Below are 22,639 nucleotides of genomic sequence, written 5' to 3'. Positions count from 1 at the left end.
CAAAACAATGTCTAAAATAAATTTCATCATCCGCCTGCAACACTGGATGGACAGTGTTCCCGGTCAGACATTTCTCAACTACGCATATAGCTGGGGCGCTTCCATCGTTATCCTTGGTGCGCTCTTCAAACTGACCCACCTTCCGGGCGGCAACATGATGTTGTTCGTCGGTATGGGCACAGAAGTCGTCGTGTTCTTCTTGAGCGCCTTCGACCGTCCTTTCGACAAACAAGAGATTGGTAAAGAACTCCCCAAGAACTACCTCACCGACGAAGAGATTGAAGCACGGATGAATGAGGACGAAGAGGAGGAAGAGGCTCCCGAAACCTCCACTTCAACAGAAACCATTACTCCGGCAACAGTGCAACCAGCAACCGCCTATCAGCCTGCAGCAGCTTTTGCTCAGCCCGCAAGTGCTCCAGTTCAGCAAGTAGCTGTGGCCACTCAGTCGCAAGCTGGCAATGCTCCCGCCGAAGGCATTAGCATTCCGCACGATGCAGATGCAGAACAGTTGGCAAGCATCATCCGTTTGGCCAATGATGAATTGCTCCACCGCGCGCAAGCTGTGCTCTCTCCCGAAATGGAGGAAGCCACCAAAGTGTATATCGACAAACTCAACACGCTCAACGAAACATTGGCGAGAGTGGACGAACAGAATCTCAAACTCACCCGCGACAGCGAAGAGATGGAGAACCTCAACCGCACCCTTACGGGCATCAACAAGGTTTATGAGCTACACCTCAAGAGCATCTCTCTGCAAGTGGGCACGATTGACGACATCAACAATCAAACCAAAATCTTGGCGGAGCAAATTCAACGCCTCAACCAAGTGTATGGTCGCATGATTGACGCCCTCACCGTCAACGTTGTGCGTAACGGAGGCAGTGTAGACCAAGCCCCGCAGTAATAATTTGCATGAGAGCATTCCCCCATTAGCACATTAGCATATTCTCACTCTGCATTAGCACATTAAAAAGCGGCCCTCGCTGCTCCTCATTAGCACATTCCCTCATTAGCACATTAAAAAAAGCGGCATTAGCCGCTCCGCATTAGCACATTATTATAATGTCCAGCACTATCAAAAAAAGACCGGTTTCCCCACGTCAGAAGATGATCAACCTGATGTATGTCCTCCTCTTGGCCATGCTCGCATTGAATGTCTCCTCCGACGTGCTCAAAGGTTTCCGCCTCGTAGGCGACAGCCTGCAGCGCACCACAACCAACGCCGACAAGGAAAACCGCGACATATACGACGACTTCGCCGCTCAGATGAAGCTCAACCCCGAGAAGATTAAGCCCTGGTACGACAAAGCACTCAGCGTGCGCAAGATGTCTGATGGACTCTACAACTTCACCGAAAAAATGAAATGGGCCATCGCCCGAGAAGCCGACGGAGCGGAAGGAAAGCCCGACGCCCTTAGAAACCAAGAGGACTTGGAGGCTGCCAGCCGCGTTATGCTTGCGCCTGTCAATGGGAAAGGTAAGCAACTTTTCGAGGGCATCAATGCCTACCGCGACTTCATCCTACAATTCATCACCGACCAGCGCCAACGTGCCATCATCGCCTCCGACCTCAGCACCGCGGTACCCAAAAACGACAACACGCTATTGGGCAAGAACTGGCAGCAGTATATGTTCGAGGATATGCCCGCTGTGGCCGCCATCACGATGCTCTCAAAGCTCCAGAGCGATATTCGTAAAGCCGAGAATCAAGTGCTCCACACGCTCCGCGCCAATATCGACCTCAAAGACATTCGTGTAAACGAACTCAACGCTTATGTAGCAGCAGAGCGCACCACGCTCATGCCTGGTGAAGTCTTCAATAGCAAAATTTTCATGGCTGCTGTCGATACGACACAACGCCCGCAGATTTTCGTCAACGGCCGACAGATAAGTTCGTCTGGCTCTTATAGCTTCACCGCTGGAGCACCCGGCGAGTATAGCTTCTCCGGCTACATCCTCATGCCCAATGCCGCGGGCGACATCATACGCCGCAACTTCACCCAGAAGTACAACGTCATTGCGCCCCCCTCCGGAGCCACCGTAGCGGCCGACTTGATGAACGTGCTCTACGCCGGATTCAACAACCCCGTTAGCGTAAGTGCCAGCGGCATTAGTAGCGACAAGGTCCACTTGAGCATGAAGGGCGGTAGCCTCACGGCACAAGGCAAGGGCAAGTACATAGCACGCCCCGCCGCTGTGGGACAGGACGTCACCTTCACTGTGACGGGCGAGGTCAACGGCAAGCAAACCACCATGGGTTCTTACACCTTCAAAGTGCGCCGCCTACCCGACCCCACCGCCTATCTCGCCTTGGGCGACACCCGCTTCAAAGGCGGTCGCCTTACGAAAGGCGCCATCCTCAACGCTGGAGGCCTCAATGCAGCTATCGACGATGGACTGCTCGATATCGAATTCCGCGTGCAGAGCTTCGAATGCGTCTTCGCAGGCCGTATGGGCGAACTTCGCGTAGAACGCTCCGCAGACTCACGCTTCTCCGAGAATCAGCGTGAACTCATGCGCCAGTTGCGCAACGGCAGTCGCTTCTACATTCGCGGCGTGGTTGCTACCGGCCCCGATGGCACCACGCGCACACTTCCGCAAGCACTGGAAGTCATCATCAACTAACTCTCCGAAAACATAAGTATATGAAACGAATCATATTGTTCATCGCCGTCCTGATGGGGCTCACTGCCTCCGCTCAGCCTCCCAAGCGTCAGGCTGAAGCAGCCGCCCAGCAGCAACAGCGCACCCAGAACGCTCCGCGCGGCGTGTCCTATCGCGACTTCCCCGTGGCTGCTGAAATGCCCACCGACGTTAGTTGGCGCCGCGACATCTATCGCCGCCTCAACCTCAAGCAGGACAGAAACGCTTCGCTCTACTATCCCATCACGCCGCAGGAAGGACGCGTCAATCTCTTCACGTATCTGATGAAGCTCATTTTGCGCCAACAAGTGACGGCTTATGCTTACAACGTAGCAACGGGAAATGAGGACTTCAGCCGTTCCAACGCCATCTCGGCAAAGAAAATTATGGACGATCACTCCATATACTATACCGTGACGGATGGACGGATGCGCGTGGACGATGCCGATCTCTCGCTAACCGATGTGACACGCTACTACATCAAGGAGAGCGTCTACTACGACCAACACACCGCCACTTTCCACACGCAAGTGACAGCGCTTTGCCCTGTCCTCGTGCGTGGCGATGCTGACTTCGGCGGCGAGGAAACGGAATATCCACTTTTCTGGGTGAAATACAGCGATGCAGCCCCTTATTTGGGCAAACTGATGCTCATGGAGAGTTCGCTGAACAATGCCTCCACCATTTCCGCCGACGACTATTTCACGATGAACCGCTATGCGGGCGACATCTATAAAGTGGTGAATCTTCAAGACCGACTTTTGGCCGAAACAGCCCGCACGGATACCGCTCTGAAAGCTGCTCAGAACAAAATCGAGCAGGAACTCACGGCTTTCCACAACCATGTATGGGCTGGCGACAGCGTGAAGCAAGACACTACCCAAACTGACTCCCTCGCCACCGAAGCCACAAAGCCAACATCTGGCCGCCGCGGCCTTCTCTCTCGCAGCTCTTCTGGCACCAGCCACCGCAGCTCCAACGTGAGCCGCCGCACCCCGCGCCGCACAGCAGGTCCGTCCACTGGCAACGCCACCTTCTCCGTTCGCCGCGAACGCCACTAAAATAATAGCAAGCAAGGAGACTCCGCGTCTCTTAAAAATATACCTCCCGATAGCCCACGCCATCGGGAGTTTTTTTATTTGTGAAAGGCTTCATACCCAGCACACGAGAAGAGACTCACGCTGCAGAGCAAAGACGAAAGCTCGCGGAGAAGAGGATAGAGGAAACCGCCTCCGGCGGCGTCGCACTGAAAGCGTGGAGGGGTAACTCTGACGTGCAGAAGTGAGCTGCTGTGCGACGCCGCCGGCGTCGGAGAATTGTGCTGTCATCTGTCCACGGGTTCGCCCTTCGGGCATCACCCGCGGTTAAGCATGGGGTGTCCCCGCCGAGAACAGCGGGTGAGTACGAGGGATACTCAGCTCAATTCCATCCCTGCATATCATCTATGCTCTTGTGGATACTCTCGTTCTCTACTTCGCCGATCGTCACTTCTCTATAGTATGTATGCTTTTGTGGATACCCTCACCCACTGCACCTCCTCCGCATCCACACAGAGTAACGCCTCCGGCGGAGGCGCACCATGCGTAACCGCGGGTGATACCCGAGCAAAGCGAGGGGGAACCCGTGGACAAGCAGACTACTCTGATCCCGACGCCGGCGGCGTCGCACTGAAAGCGTAGAGGAGTAACTCAGACGTGCAGAAGCGGGGCTGCTGTGCGACACCGCCGGTGTCGGAGGTTTGTGCTGTCGTCTGTCCACGGGTTCACCCTTCGGGCATCACCCGCGGTTAAGCATAGGGTGTCCCCGCCGGGGACAGTGGGTGAGCACGAGGGATACTCAGCTCAATTCCATCCCTGCATATCGTCTATGCTCTTGCGGATACTCTCGTTCTCTACTTCGCCGATCGTCACTTCTCTATGGTATGTATGCTTGTGTGGATACTCTCACCCACTGCACCTCCTCCGCATCCGCATCTACACAGAGCCGCCTCCGGCGGAGGCGCACCATGCGTAACCGCGGGTGATACCCGAGCCAAAGCGAGGGGGAACCCGTGGGGGAAGTGGACAAAGGACACTCCGACGCCGGCGGCGTCGCACTGAAAGCGTGGAGGGGTAACTCTGACGTGCAGAAGTGAGGCTGCTGTGCGACGCCGCCGGCGTCGGAGGGTAGGACTGTCGTCTGTCCACGGGTTCACCCTTCGGGCATCACCCGCGGTTAAGCATGGGGTGTCCCCGCCGGGGACAGTGGGTGAGTACGCTGTGTCGCTGGGGAGAGTGAATGCTATAAGCGGGCGAGCGGATAGAATAAGGGCGCGAGCGAAAAGGCCTAAGAGATTCTCAAATGCAATAAGGGCATTGGCGAATGCGATAAGGATGTGAGCGGATAGGATTATTGTATTCTCAAACGCAATAAGGATGTGAGCGGATAGGCTTATTGCATTCTCAAACGCAATAAGGGCGTTGGCGAACGCGATAAGGATGTGAGCGGATAGGATTATTGCATTCTCAAACGTAATAAGGGCGTTGGCGAACGCGATAAGGATGTGAGCGGATAGGATTATTCTATTCTCAAACGCAATAAGGGTGTTGGCGAATGCGATAAGGATGTGAGCGGATAGGATTATTCTATTCTCAAACGCAATAAGGGTGTTGGCGAACGCGATAAGCGCGTGAGCGGAGAATCTTATGGGATGAAGCTTCAGAAGCTATTTGGGAAAACTCTGGAAAGAGAAAGAAAGGGGGAGATGGGCTGGGTGTAGCCGCTGTTCTGACCTATAGGAAAAGCAGTTCTGCTCGAAGGATGAGCAGAACTGCTTGATGCTGGTTGGTCAAAAAGGCGTGTAGCCGGTTTTACTTCGAGCTGAGTTTTGGACCAAAACTGAGGTCGCCTGCATCGCCGAGACCGGGGACGATATAGGCGTCGTCGTTGAGGCAGGGGTCGATGGCGGCCGTCCAGAGAGTTACGTCGTCGGAGGGGAAGCACTTTTGGAGGTGTGCGATACCCTCTTCGGCAGCAATGACTACACAGATGTGGAGCTTCTTAGGCGTGCCGTTGTTGAGGAATGCCTTGTAGGCGAGTTCGAGACTTCCGCCCGTTGCCAACATGGGGTCGACCATGAGGAAAGTAGAGCCATCGAGCTGTGGTGCGGCGAGGTATTCGAGATGAATCTTGAGATTCTCCTTTTTTCCCTCTTCGCGATAAGCTGCAACGAAAGCGGAGTCGGCTTGGTCGAAGACATCGATGAAGCCCTCGTGGAAGGCTAAGCCTGCGCGGAGCACTGTGCCGACAACAATGTGGTCGTCATAGGTTTCCACCTCTTTCACGCCGAGCGGCGTTTGGATAGTCTTTGGAGAAAAGTTCAGTGTTCTACTCACTTCATAAGCCATGGCGTGGCCTATGCGTTCCAAATTATTACGGAAAAGAGTGCGATTGCCCTGCACGGTGACGTCGCGCAACTGGGCCATGTAGCAATTTATCACGGAGCTTGTTGCTCCCAGATTGATAACCTTCATGCGGTGTTAGAAATTTTTCAAATTGGGCAAAAGTACTTATTTCTGCTTAAAAGACAAAAAAAACGGGAATTTTATATAGAAATGTTAGGAAAAGGGCTGATGATGGGAAAGGAAGGAGGGGGTGACGAGAATTGCAACATAAGGCTATCAAAGTTGGGGAGGAGAGAGGCATTATGGGTAAATGTTGTTAAATGGAAAGGCTGTGCGTTCATTAAACACATTAAAACTTTTGTTTGATTGAAAAAATAAGTATTTTTGCGCTGTGAAGAACTAAGATTTAGTTCGAGCACACCATATTGAAAGAGAAAATTCATAAATTTAAATTCATATATTGTAATATGGCAACATTAGATTTGACCAAGTACGGTATTACCGGTACAACGGAAATCGTTCACAATCCTTCTTACGAACAGTTGTTTGAAGAGGAAACGAAAGCAAGCCTCCAGGGCTTCGAAGTAGGTCATCAGACAGAACTCGGCGCTGTAAATGTAATGACAGGCGTTTACACTGGCCGTTCTCCTAAGGATAAGTTCATCGTTGATGATGAGACTTCTCACGACACCCTGTGGTGGAACACTCCTGAGTACCCTAACGACAACCACAAAGCAAGCAAAGAAGCTTGGAACGTTGTTAAGGAACTCGCAAAGAAGGAGCTTTCTAACAAGCGTCTCTTCGTTGTTGATGGTTTCTGCGGTGCAAATGCAGCAACTCGCCTTGCAGTTCGCTTCATTGTTGAGGTGGCTTGGCAGGCACACTTCGTAACAAATATGTTCATCCGTCCGACAGCAGAGGAACTCGAAAGCTTCGAACCGGACTTCATCGTATACAACGCTTCTAAGGCAAAGGTTGAGAACTACAAGGAACTCGGTCTGAACTCTGAAACAGCAGTTGTATTCAACGTAACAACTAAGGAACAGGTTATCCTGAACACTTGGTACGGTGGTGAGATGAAGAAGGGTATGTTCTCTATGATGAACTACTTCAACCCACGTCGTGGCATCGCTTCTATGCACTGCTCTGCTAACACAAGCATGGACGAGAAGGAAACAGCCATCTTCTTCGGTCTCTCTGGTACGGGTAAGACAACTCTCTCTACCGATCCGAAGCGTAAGCTCATCGGTGACGACGAGCACGGTTGGGACGATGAGGGCGTGTTCAACTACGAAGGTGGTTGCTACGCTAAGGTTATCAACCTCGACAAGGAAAGCGAACCAGATATCTACGGTGCTATCAAGCGTAACGCTCTTCTCGAGAACGTAACAGTTGATGCTAACGGTAAGATCGACTTCACCGATAAGAAGATTACTGAGAACACTCGTGTAAGCTATCCTATCTACCACATCAACAACATCGTTAAGCCTATCAGCAAGGGTCCTCACGCAAAGCAGGTTATCTTCCTCTCTGCTGACGCCTTCGGTGTGCTTCCTCCCGTTTCTATCCTGAACAACGAGCAGGCTCAGTACTACTTCCTCTCTGGCTTCACCGCTAAGTTGGCAGGTACTGAACGCGGTATCACTGAACCGACTCCTACATTCTCTGCTTGCTTCGGCCAGGCGTTCCTCGAACTCCACCCCACGAAGTATGCTGAAGAGCTCGTTAAGAAGATGGAGCGCGTAGGTGCTAAGGCTTACCTCGTTAACACTGGTTGGAATGGTACTGGCAAGCGTATCTCTATCCGCGACACTCGTGGTATCATCGACGCTATCCTGAACCACTCTATCGAGACTGCTCCAACGAAGACTATTCCTTACTTCAACTTCGTTGTTCCAACAGAGCTCGCAGGTGTTGATTCTCACATCCTCGATCCTCGCGATACTTACGCTGACGCAGCTCAGTGGGAAGAGAAGGCTAAAGACCTCGCTGCTCGCTTCATCAAGAACTTCAAGAAGTTCGAAGGTAATGAGGCAGGTAAGGCTCTCGTAGCTGCTGGTCCTCAGCTCTAATAGGTTTTCTGACCACACAACAACTAAATATTGATGGCGGCTTGTTTCTTCTTTCGAGAAACAGGCCGCTTTGTTGTTTTTTACTTTTTTCTCGTACTATACGAGGCTTTGGCCCAAATAAACAAGCACAGAAGTGGCAGGGCACGGAAAATTACTTAACTTTGCCCGCATAGACAATCACAAAAAGCAGATCTCGCTATGAGACAAATCATCAAACATTTCACCGATGACGACCTCTATAAACTCACGATGTGTTGCGCCGTTATCGACAACTTCCCTCGCGCTCAGGTAAAGTACTCCTTTGTTGACCGCAACGACACCATTTATCCAGCAGGTTTTGCCGATTTGCTCCTCGAGCAGGTGGCGATGCTCGAGAACGTTGTTTTCACCGATGAGGAGGAAACATTTATGCGCCGCCGCTGTAGCTACATCCCCGATTGGTTTTTCAAATATTTACGCGGCTTCCGCTATCGCCGCGAATGGGTGAAGGCGTGGCAAGACGAGGAGGGACACCTCCACGTGGATTTTGAGGGCGACTGGTCCGACACAATCCTCCTCGAGGTGAAGATACTTGCCATCATCTCCGAACTCTACTATATAGTGACAGGTGAAGACAGTCGCTTCGATTATCAAGACTACTACCAGCGCAGTTATACCAAAGCCGAACGCCTACTGGGAGCAGGCTGCGTTTATAGCGATTTTGGCACGCGCCGCCGAGCCTCCCTCCAAGCTCAGGATGTGGCTGTGGAGGCGATGAAAGACTGCTATGCGTCCAAAGAATGGGAAGGTCGATTTGTCGGGACGAGCAATGTGTATCTGGCGATGAAGCACGACTTAGTGCCGGTGGGAACAATGGCACATGAGTTTATTTGCGCTATCGGCGGCATGTACGGCCCCCAAATGGCCAACCACATGGCAATGGAAGCATGGCGCAACACCTTCCGCGGCGCACTGGGTACGTACCTCTACGACTCTTTCGGTTGGAATATCTTCAGCCTTAACTTCTCCGAGGATTTCGCCAACCTCTTCAAGGGTTTACGCATCGACAGTGGCGACAACCGCGAACAGCTCCAGCTGATTGTCAATAAATACAAGAGCCTCAACATCGATCCACGCAGCAAGCAGGTAATCTTTAGCAATGCGCTCGATACCGACCGCGCTATCGAAATCCAGCAATACGCAAAAGAACTCTGCATCCCGAGCTTTGGCATCGGTACGCATTTCACCAACGACTTTGAGGGCGTCGACTACCTGAACATCGTTATCAAACTGGTGGCGGTGAAAATCACCGAGTCGTGGCCGTTCTACAACGACACGTGCAAGATTTCGGAAGACAACGGGAAGCACACTGGAAAGCCCGAAGTGGTCAAACGATTCATGGAGATGCTTCACATCAACTAAACATTCTTTCCACCCAACGGAAAGAGCTCCACAACCAGCCGGCAGCTATAGGGAAATATCCCCTTCGAGCTGCCGGCTGTCGCTTTTGCATTCTCGCGCATTCTTATTACATTTGCACCACAATAATCGATTATATTTTAATATGCAACAAGAACTTTTCAGTAGGTTGCCCTACAAGGTAGCCGATTTGTCTCAGGCCGAGTTCGGTCGCAAAGAAATTGCTATCGCGGAGCATGAGATGCCCGGCTTGATGGCGTTGCGCGAGAAATACGGAGCTGAGAAACCGCTTCGGGGCGCACGCATCATGGGTTCACTCCACATGACCATCCAAACAGCGGTGCTCATCGAGACGCTCCTCGAACTGGGAGCTGAAGTGCGTTGGTGCTCTTGCAATATCTATTCTACGCAGGATCATGCCGGGGCAGCCATTGCACAAGACGGCGTGGGCGTTTTTGCGTGGAAAGGCGAAACACTGGCCGACTACTGGTGGTGTACACTACAAGCCTTAAATTTCGACGACGGACATACACCGTGCCTGATTGTGGACGATGGTGGCGACGCTACACTCATGATTCACCTCGGTGTACAAGCTGAAAAGGATATCACCGTGCTCGACACGCCTAGCGAGAGCGAGGACGAAGCCGAACTCAAGCTTATCATTCGCCGCGTTCTCGAAGAGCGCCCACAGTTCTTTAGCAACATCGCCAAAAACATGAAGGGTGTGAGCGAGGAAACAACAACGGGCGTACATCGCCTCTACCAGATGATGGAGCGTGGCGAACTCCTCTTCCCTGCTTTCAATGTCAACGATAGCGTCACGAAGTCGAAGTTCGACAACCTCTACGGTTGCCGCGAGAGTTTGGCTGACGGCATCAAGCGCGCCACGGATGTGATGATAGCCGGAAAAACCGTTGTTGTGGCGGGCTACGGCGAAGTGGGCAAAGGCTGTGCACAAAGCATGCGCTCCTATGGTGCTCACGTCATTGTCACTGAGATCGACCCCATCTGCGCCCTGCAAGCCGCCATGGAAGGTTATGAAGTCATGACGATGGAAGAGGCCGCTCCGAAGGGAAATATCTTTGTCACCACTACGGGCAATATCGACGTTATCTGCGTTGAACACATGGAGCAGATGCCCGATCAAGCCATTGTTTGCAACATCGGCCATTTCGATTCAGAGATTCAAGTGGCAGGGCTGAAAAAGTTTCCTGGTATCAAGGTCACAAATATCAAACCGCAAGTGGACTCTTACCTCTTCCCCGATGGACACCGCATCACGCTGCTTGCCGATGGCCGTTTGGTCAATTTAGGATGTGCAACGGGGCATCCCTCCTTTGTGATGTCTAACTCTTTCACCAACCAAACACTGGCGCAGATAGAGCTCTATAAGAACCACTACGAAGTGGGCGTCTATCGCCTGCCGAAACAGCTCGATGAGGAAGTGGCACGCCTCCATCTCGAACGCATCGGCGTCCACCTCACACGCCTCACCAAAGCTCAAGCCGACTACATCGGAGTGAGTGTTGATGGTCCTTACAAGGCAGAACATTATCGTTACTAATATCCTTACACGAATGAATACTCTCAAAAAATATCTCCCCGATGCTGCCGCCGTCGTTTTGTTCCTGCTCATCTCTCTGGCGTATTTCTTCACGCCGCTGAGCGAGGGACTCGTCCTTGGCGGCCACGACGCACAGGCCTCCATTGGGCAAGGACGCGAGAATATGGAATACACGCAGCGCACGGGCGAAACCACACGCTGGGTCAACAACGTATTCAGCGGTATGCCTACTTACCAGATCGCACCGTCTTACAAGTCGTCGTCCTTCTTGGGCTTCTTCCAAAAGATTTACGCCGTAGGGACGAGCGGCCCACTCTGCTATCTGTTCCTCTTCCTCTTAGGTTTCTACATCCTGCTGCGGGCGTTCAACTTCAAGCCTTACCTTGCAGCATTGGGCGCAATTCTCTGGGCGTTCAGTAGCTACTTCCTCATCATCATGGCAGCAGGCCACATCTGGAAAGTGATGACGCTAACGTTCATCCCGCCCACCATTGCTGGTCTCGTGCTGTGTTATCGTGGTCGCTATCTTTGGGGCGGTGTCGTCACAGCACTTTTCACCGCCTTCCAGATTCAGGCAAACCACGTGCAGATGTCCTACTACTTCGTGTTCCTTATGCTCTTCATCGTCGTGGCTTACGGCATCGACGCACTGCGCAAGAAGGAGGCGAAAACATGGCTCAAAGCTACGGGTGTAATCCTCGTGGCTGGACTTCTCGGCATAGCTGCCAACTTGCCCAACCTTTACCACACTTGGCAGTATTCTAAGGCCTCTATCCGCGGTGCGGCCGAACTCAGCCCGTTGCCGCAAGAGAAATCACAGAACACCAATGGCGGTCTCGATCGCGACTATATCACGCAATGGAGCTATGGCGTTGACGAAACGCTCACACTGCTCATCCCCGACTTCAAAGGTGGCGGCTCTTCCTCCATCCTTGATCGCCCTGATGCTACCGACCTCGAAGGCTACGATCAGTTCTATCAATGCGCAGGAGCCACACAGCAAGCTCTCCAGCAGAGCAATCAGCAAGCTACGCCTCCAGGACTTATCCAATACTGGGGCGAACAACCCATGACGGTTGGCCCTGTCTATGTGGGCGCACTCGTTTGTTTCCTCTTCATCTTAGGCCTATTCTCTGTCAAAGGTCCAATCAAATGGGCGCTTCTCGGGGGCACACTGCTCTCCTTCCTCTTTGCGTGGGGTCACAACAGTCCGGCGTTCACGAATTTCTGCATCGACCACCTGCCTATGTACAACAAATTCCGCACTCCTTCCAGTGCGCTCGTTGTGGCAGAATTCACAATGCCGCTTCTGGCTATTATGGCGTTGGCGCGCATCCTCCGCGAACCTCGTTCGCTTTGGGCAAACCGAAGAGAAAAAGTTGGTCTCATCGTCAGCTCTCTCCTAACGGCGGGTCTCTGCCTCATGCTGACTTTATTCCCGAGTTTAGCGGGCAACTGCATAAGCAGTCAGGACCAGCAGGTTCTCGACTATCTCACCAAAGCTGGCGGACCAGAATTCACCACGGCCTACTCGGGTGCTATCACGTCGATGCACCACGCTATCCTCAGTGCGTCCGCACTGCGCTCTTTCTTCGTCATCCTCCTGGGCGGTTTGGCTATTGGCCTCTACTATCTGCTCAATAAGAACCGCGAGAAGGCACAAGGCGGATGGTGGCTCGTCCTCGTTTTAGGTGTTATCAGTATCGTTGACCTTTGGGGCATTGATAAACGTTACCTCAACAACGAGAGTTTCACCGATCCTGTACAACTCCAAAATCTCACGCCGACAGCAGCCGACCGCGTTGTGATGCAAGATAAGGCAGACGGGCGCGTACTCGATATTTCGCAGGGCAATCCTTTCAATGAAACGAGCAACCACAGTGGTTACTTCCACCAGAGCATCGGTGGCTACAACGCTGTGAAACTCCGCCGCTATCAAGACCTCATTGATCGTCAGCTCAACAACGAGATGAGTCGTTATCTCTCTGCTATCTCGGAAGCGGAAGGTGATATGACGAAAGTGCCTGGCGACAGTCTCGCACCTGTACTCAATATGCTCAATACGCGCTACCTCATCTTCGGAGCCAACGCCAACCAGGCCGTTCGCAATCCTTACGCCAATGGCAACGGATGGTTTGTCCGCAAACTCCGTTTCGTCAAAGGTGCCGATGCTGAAATGGCGGGCCTCACGGGGCTCGATACGAAGCACGCTGCAGTGGCCGATGAGAAGTTCCGCGCCGTCCTCGAAGGCTCTCCGCTCGACAGCGGTAGCATACAGCTCACTAGTCGCCAGCCCAACGAACTCCACTATCAGGTGGCAACTCCAAAGGGTGGCATAGCAGTTCTGAGCGAAATCTACTACCCTGGATGGGAAGCCACCATCGATGGGAAACCCACAGAGATTGGCCGCGTCAACTATGTGCTCCGCGCCATCAAAGTGCCTGCTGGCAAACATGAGTTGGTGCTCACCTATCGCCCCGCGAGTGTATCTACCACTGAAACGGTAGCTTTCGTCTCCATCGCTCTCATCCTCTTGGGCTTCATCGCTGCTTTCGTCATCGCGCTTCGCAAACCTCGCAAAGAAGAAGAACCAGCATAACCATCGCTGACATATAAAAACATGAAATCCTCGGACAGCTCCCACTGAGCCTCCGAGGATTTTTCTATTGTATAGCGATTTCTCCTAAATGATTTTTTCGCATTCTTGCAGATAAAACACTTTCGAGTTTTAGAATCTTGTGTAGATATCTTTTTATTTACAACCCTACTACTCGATACACCTGTTTAGCTATTTTCTGTATTACATATCCCGACATTATACTAACAGCAAATTCCACAACTAATATGAGCATCGGGTAATGGAAAGCATAAATAAAATCATGAAATAGATAGTAGCAGAACCATGTATGGATAAGCCATACGGATGTACTGAATTTACCAAGAAACATCATACCACGTTCAATCCATCCCCACCACCTTATCCTGAGGAAGAGAAGAACAAACATGCAGACATAGAAAGGAGAATACACAGCAGAAGATATTACACAACAAGAAAGAAACAACAATAAAAGAACAACAACCAACATCCATTGTGGCATACCATTCAAGCAACGCATACAAAAACCTGTATGCTCCTTACCCGCATACTTACAAAAAATAGCTCCTAATACAAATGGTAACAAGAACGAGAAATATACTACTACATGATAAAAGGTATAATGACTGTCAAAGAATGAAGCATAATATCTACTAATAAGAAAACAACTGATAATGTAAACAGCCACACAAACGGAAAAGGTCTTTAATCCTCTAAAACGATCAAGGATTTGAAAAAGGAATCCACATGTCAATGACATAAGGAGATATGGAAACAAGAACCATGCTTCACCATTATACGTAGTACGAAAAGCAGTGACATTTTGGACCAAATCCCACATACTTCCTGGATACACTCCTGGTTTCATGAAATGCCCCATCGTAACAAAGACAAGTAAGATCAGCCAATATATAATCACTAATCTAGCAAGCCGCATAAAATTACCCGCTCTCGTCTGCTTTTTAGATTTATAAATATAGTAAAGTCCATATCCACTTAAAAACAGATAGAAATCTACAGGAGACATTCCTCTTGACAAAAAATTAACGAGCGGAACTCCGGCTACATCAAAGAGACTAAACGTAGTCTGTAAATTAGATGATTTATTGAACAGATGGAGAAACACCATCATAAACAATGCACACCCTTTTAGTGCTTGCGACTGCGATTTTGAAATATAAGTAAGATTCATGATTCTATCATTCAGTTGGTACTTTGATTTGATTATATATTAAAACTGCTAAGTCTTTTTCTTAAAGGTTTCTCAACCTCATCAGAAAAAAACAACAGCTTAGTATATTTAAGGAATACTCACACGCCATACCGAGTACAAAGGTAAGACCTTTTTTCTTCACCTAAAAACAACCTCTCATAAAAGATTTCTACACCCTAATTGCGCAACCTCGCTCATACAGTAGAAAAACATAAGCTCCCGCCTCTGGCGGCATCGCACTGCAAGCGTTGAGGGAGAAACCTTCATCTCCCCCACCTGAAAAAAACTCGTTTTTTGTTGTCACGTTGTCACGCAGGAGGGAAGGTACTGATAGATAGGTACTTAGATGCGTGACAACAAAATTTTTGTTATCACACTGTTGTCACGCGTCGTCACGCTTATAATATAAACGTTCTCAGATAGTTATACTCAAAGTGTGACAACGTGACGGCGTGACAACAGAAAATAAAGACAAGGAGGAGGTGCTGTGGATGCTGTGCGACGCCGGCGGCGTCGGAGTTCTCTTTTTCACTTTCCCACGGGTTCGCCCTTCGGGCATCACCCGCGGTTACGCATGGTGTGTCCCCGCCGGGGACTGTGAGTGAGCACGTTGTGTCGCTGGGGAGAGTGGATGCAATAAAGATGCGAGGAGATAGCCGTATTGCTTTCCAAAACGCAATAAGGGAGTGAGCTGACACAATAAGGATGCTGGCGGATAGGTTTATTATATTCCCAAACGCAATAAGGAGATTTACGAGCATCGCTATTGCGTTTGTGCGTCTCTCCCTGCAAATGATTCAAAGAAGCATTAGAAGCTTCACCGAATAGTGCAGAGGTTCAGGCTTTTCGGGCAAGAACATTGGGCCGTTTAGCTGTTTAGCGAACAGCCTTTATCATTCGGTCTTTCCCATAAATATCGCGGCGCAGTTCCACGTTGGAGTAGCCGCTTAATTGGAACATTCTGACGGTTTCTTGCCCGTAGGCTTGATTGATTTCCACCAACACTGCGGCGGCGTGGAGTTGCTGACCGAGGCGCGCCAAAGCCCGATAGAACAGAAGGGGATCGGCGTCGGGAACAAAGAGAGCTGAGGCGGGTTCATAGTCCAAAACGTGGGCTTCCATCTCCGCGCGCTCGCGCTCACAAATATAAGGGGGATTGGAAACGATGTAGAGAACATCACTCGAGGGCGCGCTCGCTGCGCTCTCATTTACCACTTCCAACACATCCGTTCGGCGAAAATCTACTGTAACGCCATTGGTTTGCGCATTCTGCCGCGCCACGGCCAAAGCCCCTTCCGAAATGTCCCACGCCATGACCTGTGCACGTGGAAACTGCTTGGCCAGAGAGATGGCAATACAGCCCGTACCGGTTCCCACATCGAGAACGGAGCAAGGAGCCTCGGAGGGCAGCAGAGAAGCCACCCACCCCACCAGCTCTTCCGTTTCCGGTCGAGGAATCAAGGTGTCGGGCGTCACGCGAAAGGTGAGGTCGCAGAATTGTGCTGTACCAATGGCGTATTGCACAGGTTCGCCCTGCTCTAAGCGGCGGAGAATTTTTTCCAGCCTTATTGTATCTTCTTCGGAAAATGGCGTATCTTTGCCCAGATAGATGTCGGTGCGCGACAGGCCAAAGGCATCTTCCAACACAACAAACGCTAGGGCGCGGGCTTCCCGTTCTTCCACTTTCGGGATGAGCGTATCAACAATTTGGCGAAACATAGATTTCATAAGGCAAAGGTAATGAATAAATCAAAAAGAACAACGGACACTTTCTATATGCGCCGCTGCCTCCAACTGGCTCGGCAGGGCGAAAATGGAGCAGCTCCCAACCCGATGGTGGGTGCGGTGATTGTTAGCGAAGGACGTATCATTGGCGAGGGGTATCATGCCCATTGCGGACAGGCACATGCTGAGGTGAATGCTATCAACAGCGTACGCCCCGAAGACCGCCCACTCTTGCAGGAGGCCACAATCTATGTGAGTCTTGAACCTTGCTCTCATTTCGGCCGAACACCGCCTTGTGCCAAACTCATTATCGATTGCCACATCCCGCGCGTGGTTGTGGGCTGCGAAGATCCTTTTGCAAAGGTTCATGGGCGCGGCATACAGATGCTGCGCGATGCTGGTGTGGACGTGGTTGTCGGCGTGTTGGAAGAAGAATGCCGCGCACTGAATAGGAAGTTTTTCACGTTCCATACTCACCGCCGTCCCTACATCACACTGAAATGGGCGCGCAGCAAAGATGGTTTTCTGGACAATTGGAGAGAGCCGCTCCTCGATACGGATACTGCTGCTCCACTCCCCTCCCAACCAGCAGAGGATGGCACTGAAGAATCAACGCCTCAAGCCGCGCAGCAACCCGCCCTACTCTCCACACCGCTCACTCAGATGGCAGTGCACCATCAGCGGGCGCGGCATCAGGCCATCCTTGTGGGACACAGCACGCTGCGCCTCGATCGCCCGAGCCTGACGGTGAGAGCCTGGGACGGAGCCGACCCGCTGCCCGTTGTCTTGGGGCGCGTGGCCGAGGGAGAACTTCCGCGCGGCTGGCAGTGCTTCGCGGACATCGAAACCATGCTCGATTCGCTCTATCGGCAGAACGTGCAGAGCCTCCTCGTTGAGGGCGGCGCGCAAACCTTGCAGTCGTTCATCGATGCGGGCCTTTGGGACGAAGCGTGGGAGGAGCTGTCGGCAGCTATGCTGCAAAGCGGTGTGCCTGCGCCGCGTATGCCCTACGGCGTAGAACTGGAAATTGTCCAGAAATTCGGCGTTCCTTTCAGTCATTGGACAAATAGTTAACAACATATTTTATATCATCATGAAAAAAATCTTTCTCCCCCTCTGCCTTGCCCTACTGGCATGGACGGGTAGCGGTTCTGCCCATGAAGCGCAGGCACAGAATGGCCAACACAAAGTGGTGGTTGCTAAGAAAAAGGCGACCAGCAAAGCAAACACCAACGAAGTGCGACAGTTCTATAAGCACTTCCTCAAATCCTATATTTTGGGAGGCAAGGATGTAGACAGCAATCCGAAATTCAGAGCACACTTCTCCGAAGAGTTGATAGAGAAGCTCCACGAAAGATTTGTGAGCGAATACGATGACGAGGACGGAACGGGCCTTGCCGTATGGCTCTTCCGTGGCGGCGGGCAAGACCCCGACGACGCCGAGATGCTGCGCACACTTTCCGTGCAACCAGCGAAGGACAACTGGTATGTGGTCAAAATGACTTCAAGAGGGAAACGCGACACCCTACGCGTGAGAATCGTAAAGAAGAACAAACGCTTCCTCATCACGGATGTGGAAAACCCGAATTGGTGAGACGCACCGCAACAGGCTAAGCATAAGAGAGTCCCCGGTATTTGCAGATACCGGGGACTTCTCTTTTCTATTTGTCAAGAGCCACTAAGCCATCAGGTGCATAGAACCTACGAAATAGAGTACCAAGTAGCCGAGCACCATAGAGACGATGCCCATTGTTAGCCCCACTTTCAACATCTCGTTTTGCTTCACGAGGCCCGTACTGTATGCAATGGCGTTCGGCGGAGTACTGATGGGGAGACACATCGCACTGGAAGCAGCGATGGCGATACCGATGAGAATCGTTGCCGTGCCGCCGATAGAGCCGAGCGCACCGCCCATACCTTTGCACACAACGGCCAGAATCGGCACGAGCAGAGCTGCCGTGGCCGTGTTGCTAATGAAGTTGGAGAGGAAGAAGCAGATAAGGCCCGAAATGAGCAAGATAGCCACAGGACTCCAAGAGCCAAATGGGATACTGTCAATGGCGTTCTCTGCCAGACCTGAGCCGTTCATGCCGAGACCTAAGGCGAAACCGCCCGCTACCATCCAAATGACGCTCCAGTTTATCTCCTGCAAATCTTTCGCCGTGATAACGCCCGTCACCGCAAAGACGCCCATGGGCACCATTGCCACAGTGTTGGAATCGATACCCGTAATCTCCTTCGGAATGACCCAAAGCAGGATGGTAACAATGAAAGTGGCACACACCACCCACATACGCCAACCGCGGTGTACTTCACCGGTGATGTGGAGGTCGATAGTTTTCTTTGTGAAGGGGAAGAAATAGAGCAACACGCGCCAACTGATGACGAGCAGCAGGATGACGAGTGGCAACATAAACATCATCCACGTGCCAAAGCCGATGTCCATGTTTAGCCCCTCTGGACTGTTGAGATACTTTAAGGCAATCATATTGGGAGGCGTGCCGATGGGCGTTCCCATACCGCCGAGATTGGCTGCAACGGGGATACTCAATGTCAGCGCAATGCGCCCCTTACCGCTGGCTGGGAGAGCGGCAAACACAGGGGTGAGGAATGTGAGCATCATGGCCGCCGTGGCTGTGTTACTAACGAACATGGAGAACACGCCCGTGATGAGCAAAAAGCCCAACAGCACATTCTCGCTCTTGCGACCGAAGGGCTTGATCATGGAGCGAGCCAGCAACACGTCGAGACCCGATTTGGATGCCGCTATGGCAAGGATGAAACCGCCCAAGAAGAGCATGATGACGGGGTCGGCAAAGGAAGCCATGACGTCCTTCGACTTGAGCAACTCTCCCACGCCTTCGCCCTTGAAAGGCAGAAGAGCGTTGTTGGTCACAGTAAGACACATCGTGGTGATGATACCGAGCGAAGTGGCCCAAGAGGGGATACACTCTGTGAGCCAAGAGAGCGTGGCAAACACGAAGATGGCAATGATGCGCTGTTGCACAACTGTCAGTCCGTTGATACCGAAAAAGTCGATAGGAAGATTCCAAACAATGGTGGTCACAAGGATGATGCCGACGAACTCCCAAAGCTTCTTGGGGGAGAACGCCGCACTTAGGCCGGGGATTTTCTCTTCTGCCATAGTATTACGTTTTTTAGAATTAGTTTGCGAAATATTAGATGGGCCAAAGGTAAAGACTATTCCATAAATTGCAAAGTGAAAATAGCAAAAAGATATATATTGCTGTAAAAACACACAGGAGAAGCCGCTCCTCTTTCCGACTTTTCGAATAATCCTTCGGGAGACTCCTCTCTCTCCAATAGCGAAAAAGATTCATTGTATCAAGCTGATTTACAACATCATAAAAGAAACCAAAAATATCCTTATTGTGTCAGCTGGCTTCCTTATTGTGTCAGCTGACGCAATAAGGCTGTCAGCTGACATCCTTATTGTATTTTTCAGCTTCTCCTTTGTAGAAATCGATAGGTGAAAAAGGAGAAGAGAAAAAGACCCATCTTGCCAAACAACGGCAGGGAGAAAGCCGCCAGGCGAAAAGTTCTGCCGAAGACTCCAAATGCTTGATGCTGGCTTTTTTGAGTTATTATTGTCGTTTATGTGTCAGATTCGGAGGGGAATCATTATTTTTGCAGAACACACATTTATATATAAGCATGAAACGAACAATACTCCTGATGGTTTTGCTGCTTGTAGGCTGTGCCGCAATGCAGGCGCAAACCGCTCTGAAATATGGATATTTACACTACGACTCGCTGCTGGTGAAGATGAGCGACTATGCTGCTGCACAGGAGCAGCTGGCAACGCTCCGCAAACAATATCAGCAAGAAACGGACTATAACGAACAGGGATTCAAACGGCAATTTGCCGAATTTCTGCAAGGACAGAAGAATTTCCCGCAGAACATTCTGCTGAAACGTCAGCGCGATTTGCAGGAGGCTATGGAGAAAAGCATCGCTTTCCGCCAGTCGGCTGAAGAACTATTAAAGAAAGCTGCTGTCGACCTCCTGCAGCCCGTTCGCCAACGCTTGGATGCTGCTATCCGCGAAGTGGGCATGGAGCGCGGCTATCAGTTTGTGCTTAATCTCGACAATAATACAGTGCCTTTTGTGCATCCGCAAATTGGAGAGGATGCCACGCCCTACGTCAGAGAAAAACTCAAGCGATAAATTCCCTGAATTATTCCACACGCTGCGCTATATCCACAGCACAACAGAAGAAGAAAGATGTCTGAAGACTCTAACAACCAACGCTATCCCATCGGTATTTTCGACAGCGGATACGGCGGACTCACCATTCTCCGCCAGATACGGCAATACCTGCCGCAATACGATTATATCTATCTGGGCGATAACGCCCGCGCACCTTATGGGCCTCGTTCCTTTGAGGTGATCTATAAATACACGCTCGAAGCCGTGGAAGCGCTCTTCGCCCGTGGCTGCCGCTTGGTGATACTGGCGTGCAACACGGCATCGGCCAAAGCCTTGCGCAACATTCAGCAAATCGACCTCCCGCGCCTCGGAGCAGACCGCCGCGTACTGGGCGTGATTCGCCCCACGGTGGAGGCTGTGCCTGAGATTACGCGATCGGGGCATGTGGGCCTTCTCGGCACACCCGGAACCGTCAACTCTGGTTCATACAAAATGGAGATTTGCCGCTTGGAGAAATATGTCGAACTAACCTCGCTGGCTTGCCCCATGTGGGTACCGCTGGTGGAATACAACGAATATGACTCGCCCGGGGCCGACTATTTCGTGAAGAAACGCATCGATATGATCATGCGCCTCGACCCAGAAATAGACACGCTCATACTGGGTTGCACTCACTATCCTTTGCTTATCAACAAAATCATGAAGTATGTCCCCGAGGGGGTCCGAATCATCGAACAAGGCGAGTATGTGGCGCGCAGCTTGGTGGACTATCTCCAGCGACATCCCGAGCTTGAGGCACAATGCAGCAAGATGGGGCAATGCCATTACCTCACCACCGAACAAGAATCTAAATTCCGCGAAACAGCAGCCATATTCCTCCGCGAATCCCACTTACAGGTCACGCAGATTGAACTACCGGAGGTGATGGCATAACATTTCCATAAAATTTTGGAAGAGCCGGACGGAGCAACACTCCCACACCTGCCCTTCCGTTTATCTATCTTGTAAATACCTACTCACATGAAAAGAATCACCCTTCTTATGATGCTGCTCCTGAGCGTTGCTGGATTGCAAGCCAAAGACCTCGTAGTGGCACTCAAAAACGGACAAAAAATCACTTTCTCCTTGTCCGACAATCCTGTCATTACTTACGCTGGCACTACGTTTAAGGCAGTGGGCGGTAGCAATGAAGTAACTACCGACTTATCGAACGTGCAGAAATACTACTTTGAAGATTCGCCCACCACAGGGCTCGGAACAACCACTACGCGCCCCACGCTGCAAAATGGAACGGCACATTTCAGCGGCTTACCTACGGGTACGCTCGTGAGCCTCTATGCCACTGACGGCCGCCTGCTGCATAGCGCAAAAGCCAACAGCAATGGCGATGCCCACATCAGCTTCGGCCAATACCCCGCCGGCACCTACGTTATCACAGCCGGCTCGGCCATCATCAAAGTAGTAAACAAGTAAAGAACAGAATAATGAAAAAGATGCTTCTTGCAGCCCTATTCATCATGGGCCTTACCACTCCAGCTGCCGCACAGCACTACCACATGGTTGTGAAGCAGAAAGACGGGAAGACATTCCGCATACCAACGGACAGCGTGAAGAAAGTGACATTCACAACGGGCGCTTCGGCTCAAGCCTCTAAGGTGTCGACCAATAAAAACGTGCAAGCAAAGGCGCAAACAAAGGTGCGCGCCAACGAGAAGGCAAGCAAAGGCGCAAACAATGGTCGCACTTTTTCGCAGGTGATAGTTGCCAACCAGCGCAACCGTCGTGCGTAAGGCGATGAGCCACTAACAAAGAAATATCAACGGTGGCGCGACAAGCTTTTGCCTTTGCGCGAAAGCTTGCTGCAACAAACCG

17 protein-coding genes are annotated in these 22,639 nt (G+C 51.3%); 13 read left to right on the top strand and 4 right to left on the bottom strand.

The features are described 5' to 3' along the window. Positions 1-7: 7 nt before the first annotated feature. From porL to porN, 3 genes are all read left to right on the top strand, one after another. The gene (gene porL / locus ACO4R2_RS03590) at positions 8-907 is read left to right on the top strand and encodes a type IX secretion system motor protein PorL/GldL (protein ID WP_311490252.1); all 900 of its coding nucleotides are present in this window, start codon (positions 8-10) and stop codon (positions 905-907) included. Positions 908-1,065: 158 nt separating this feature from the next. Next, positions 1,066-2,628 (top strand): type IX secretion system motor protein PorM/GldM, encoded by a 1,563-nt coding sequence (gene porM / locus ACO4R2_RS03585; RefSeq protein ID WP_484769203.1) that lies wholly within the window; start codon positions 1,066-1,068, stop codon positions 2,626-2,628. A gap of 20 nt (positions 2,629-2,648) precedes the next feature. Beyond that, on the top strand, positions 2,649-3,707 hold the full coding sequence (gene porN / locus ACO4R2_RS03580) for a type IX secretion system ring subunit PorN/GldN (RefSeq protein WP_347719319.1): 1,059 nt from the start codon (positions 2,649-2,651) through the stop codon (positions 3,705-3,707). A 1,788-nt stretch (positions 3,708-5,495) separates the two neighbouring features. Here the strand turns inward: porN and upp are convergent. Then, positions 5,496-6,158 (bottom strand): uracil phosphoribosyltransferase, encoded by a 663-nt coding sequence (upp, locus tag ACO4R2_RS03575; RefSeq protein ID WP_311490247.1) that lies wholly within the window; start codon positions 6,156-6,158, stop codon positions 5,496-5,498. A 338-nt stretch (positions 6,159-6,496) separates the two neighbouring features. On the opposite strand from upp, the gene pckA reads away from it, so the two are divergent. From pckA to ACO4R2_RS03555, 4 genes are all read left to right on the top strand, one after another. Further along, complete coding sequence (pckA, locus tag ACO4R2_RS03570) at positions 6,497-8,101, top strand: phosphoenolpyruvate carboxykinase (ATP) (RefSeq protein WP_315092091.1); 1,605 nt, start codon at positions 6,497-6,499, stop codon at positions 8,099-8,101. A gap of 198 nt (positions 8,102-8,299) precedes the next feature. Continuing rightward, positions 8,300-9,502, top strand: a complete 1,203-nt coding sequence (pncB, locus tag ACO4R2_RS03565; RefSeq protein ID WP_484769202.1) for a nicotinate phosphoribosyltransferase — start codon at positions 8,300-8,302, stop codon at positions 9,500-9,502. Between the two features lie 142 nt (positions 9,503-9,644). Further along, positions 9,645-11,063: an adenosylhomocysteinase gene (gene ahcY / locus ACO4R2_RS03560; protein WP_347720092.1), complete on the top strand. Its 1,419-nt coding sequence runs from the start codon at positions 9,645-9,647 to the stop codon at positions 11,061-11,063. A 13-nt stretch (positions 11,064-11,076) separates the two neighbouring features. Beyond that, the gene (locus ACO4R2_RS03555) at positions 11,077-13,662 is read left to right on the top strand and encodes a YfhO family protein (protein ID WP_484769201.1); all 2,586 of its coding nucleotides are present in this window, start codon (positions 11,077-11,079) and stop codon (positions 13,660-13,662) included. Between the two features lie 157 nt (positions 13,663-13,819). Here ACO4R2_RS03555 and ACO4R2_RS03550 read toward each other — a convergent pair whose 3' ends face one another. After that, the gene (locus ACO4R2_RS03550; RefSeq protein ID WP_484769200.1) at positions 13,820-14,851 is read right to left on the bottom strand and encodes an acyltransferase family protein; all 1,032 of its coding nucleotides are present in this window, start codon (positions 14,849-14,851) and stop codon (positions 13,820-13,822) included. Between the two features lie 897 nt (positions 14,852-15,748). Further along, on the bottom strand, positions 15,749-16,591 hold the full coding sequence (gene prmC, locus ACO4R2_RS03545) for a peptide chain release factor N(5)-glutamine methyltransferase (RefSeq protein WP_484769199.1): 843 nt from the start codon (positions 16,589-16,591) through the stop codon (positions 15,749-15,751). 21 nt (positions 16,592-16,612) lie between these two features. On the opposite strand from prmC, the gene ribD reads away from it, so the two are divergent. Then, on the top strand, positions 16,613-17,671 hold the full coding sequence (ribD, locus tag ACO4R2_RS03540; protein WP_484769198.1) for a bifunctional diaminohydroxyphosphoribosylaminopyrimidine deaminase/5-amino-6-(5-phosphoribosylamino)uracil reductase RibD: 1,059 nt from the start codon (positions 16,613-16,615) through the stop codon (positions 17,669-17,671). 19 nt (positions 17,672-17,690) lie between these two features. Continuing rightward, entirely contained in the window at positions 17,691-18,191 is a 501-nt protein-coding gene (locus ACO4R2_RS03535) for a hypothetical protein (protein WP_484769197.1), read from the top strand. A gap of 84 nt (positions 18,192-18,275) precedes the next feature. Here ACO4R2_RS03535 and ACO4R2_RS03530 read toward each other — a convergent pair whose 3' ends face one another. After that, positions 18,276-19,742, bottom strand: coding sequence for an SLC13 family permease (locus ACO4R2_RS03530; RefSeq protein WP_484769196.1), 1,467 nt, complete (start codon positions 19,740-19,742; stop codon positions 18,276-18,278). Positions 19,743-20,272: 530 nt separating this feature from the next. On the opposite strand from ACO4R2_RS03530, the gene ACO4R2_RS03525 reads away from it, so the two are divergent. From ACO4R2_RS03525 to ACO4R2_RS03510, 4 genes are all read left to right on the top strand, one after another. Further along, positions 20,273-20,785, top strand: coding sequence for an OmpH/Skp family outer membrane protein (locus ACO4R2_RS03525; protein WP_484769195.1), 513 nt, complete (start codon positions 20,273-20,275; stop codon positions 20,783-20,785). A gap of 57 nt (positions 20,786-20,842) precedes the next feature. Next, positions 20,843-21,700 carry a glutamate racemase gene (murI, locus tag ACO4R2_RS03520; protein ID WP_484769194.1) on the top strand — a complete coding sequence of 286 codons (858 nt, stop codon included), beginning with the start codon at positions 20,843-20,845 and terminating at the stop codon, positions 21,698-21,700. An 87-nt stretch (positions 21,701-21,787) separates the two neighbouring features. Continuing rightward, positions 21,788-22,240 carry a hypothetical protein gene (locus ACO4R2_RS03515; RefSeq protein WP_484769193.1) on the top strand — a complete coding sequence of 151 codons (453 nt, stop codon included), beginning with the start codon at positions 21,788-21,790 and terminating at the stop codon, positions 22,238-22,240. Between the two features lie 11 nt (positions 22,241-22,251). Beyond that, complete coding sequence (locus ACO4R2_RS03510; protein WP_484769192.1) at positions 22,252-22,557, top strand: hypothetical protein; 306 nt, start codon at positions 22,252-22,254, stop codon at positions 22,555-22,557. Positions 22,558-22,639 lie beyond the last annotated feature (82 nt).

The sequence above is a fragment of the Alloprevotella sp. genome, assembly GCF_057240785.1.
This window is presented reverse-complemented; position numbering and strand designations above follow the sequence as displayed.

What these genes read in the sequence shown, in the direction of transcription:
- porL (WP_311490252.1), top strand. Translation starts at nt 8, where the DNA reads ATGTCTAAAATAAATTTCATCATCCGCCTGCAACACTGGATGGACAGT.
- porM (WP_484769203.1), top strand. Translation starts at nt 1,066, where the DNA reads ATGTCCAGCACTATCAAAAAAAGACCGGTTTCCCCACGTCAGAAGATG.
- porN (WP_347719319.1), top strand. Translation starts at nt 2,649, where the DNA reads ATGAAACGAATCATATTGTTCATCGCCGTCCTGATGGGGCTCACTGCC.
- upp (WP_311490247.1), bottom strand. Translation starts at nt 6,158, where the DNA reads ATGAAGGTTATCAATCTGGGAGCAACAAGCTCCGTGATAAATTGCTAC.
- pckA (WP_315092091.1), top strand. Translation starts at nt 6,497, where the DNA reads ATGGCAACATTAGATTTGACCAAGTACGGTATTACCGGTACAACGGAA.
- pncB (WP_484769202.1), top strand. Translation starts at nt 8,300, where the DNA reads ATGAGACAAATCATCAAACATTTCACCGATGACGACCTCTATAAACTC.
- ahcY (WP_347720092.1), top strand. Translation starts at nt 9,645, where the DNA reads ATGCAACAAGAACTTTTCAGTAGGTTGCCCTACAAGGTAGCCGATTTG.
- ACO4R2_RS03555 (WP_484769201.1), top strand. Translation starts at nt 11,077, where the DNA reads ATGAATACTCTCAAAAAATATCTCCCCGATGCTGCCGCCGTCGTTTTG.
- ACO4R2_RS03550 (WP_484769200.1), bottom strand. Translation starts at nt 14,851, where the DNA reads ATGAATCTTACTTATATTTCAAAATCGCAGTCGCAAGCACTAAAAGGG.
- prmC (WP_484769199.1), bottom strand. Translation starts at nt 16,591, where the DNA reads ATGTTTCGCCAAATTGTTGATACGCTCATCCCGAAAGTGGAAGAACGG.
- ribD (WP_484769198.1), top strand. Translation starts at nt 16,613, where the DNA reads ATGAATAAATCAAAAAGAACAACGGACACTTTCTATATGCGCCGCTGC.
- ACO4R2_RS03535 (WP_484769197.1), top strand. Translation starts at nt 17,691, where the DNA reads ATGAAAAAAATCTTTCTCCCCCTCTGCCTTGCCCTACTGGCATGGACG.
- ACO4R2_RS03530 (WP_484769196.1), bottom strand. Translation starts at nt 19,742, where the DNA reads ATGGCAGAAGAGAAAATCCCCGGCCTAAGTGCGGCGTTCTCCCCCAAG.
- ACO4R2_RS03525 (WP_484769195.1), top strand. Translation starts at nt 20,273, where the DNA reads ATGAAACGAACAATACTCCTGATGGTTTTGCTGCTTGTAGGCTGTGCC.
- murI (WP_484769194.1), top strand. Translation starts at nt 20,843, where the DNA reads ATGTCTGAAGACTCTAACAACCAACGCTATCCCATCGGTATTTTCGAC.
- ACO4R2_RS03515 (WP_484769193.1), top strand. Translation starts at nt 21,788, where the DNA reads ATGAAAAGAATCACCCTTCTTATGATGCTGCTCCTGAGCGTTGCTGGA.
- ACO4R2_RS03510 (WP_484769192.1), top strand. Translation starts at nt 22,252, where the DNA reads ATGAAAAAGATGCTTCTTGCAGCCCTATTCATCATGGGCCTTACCACT.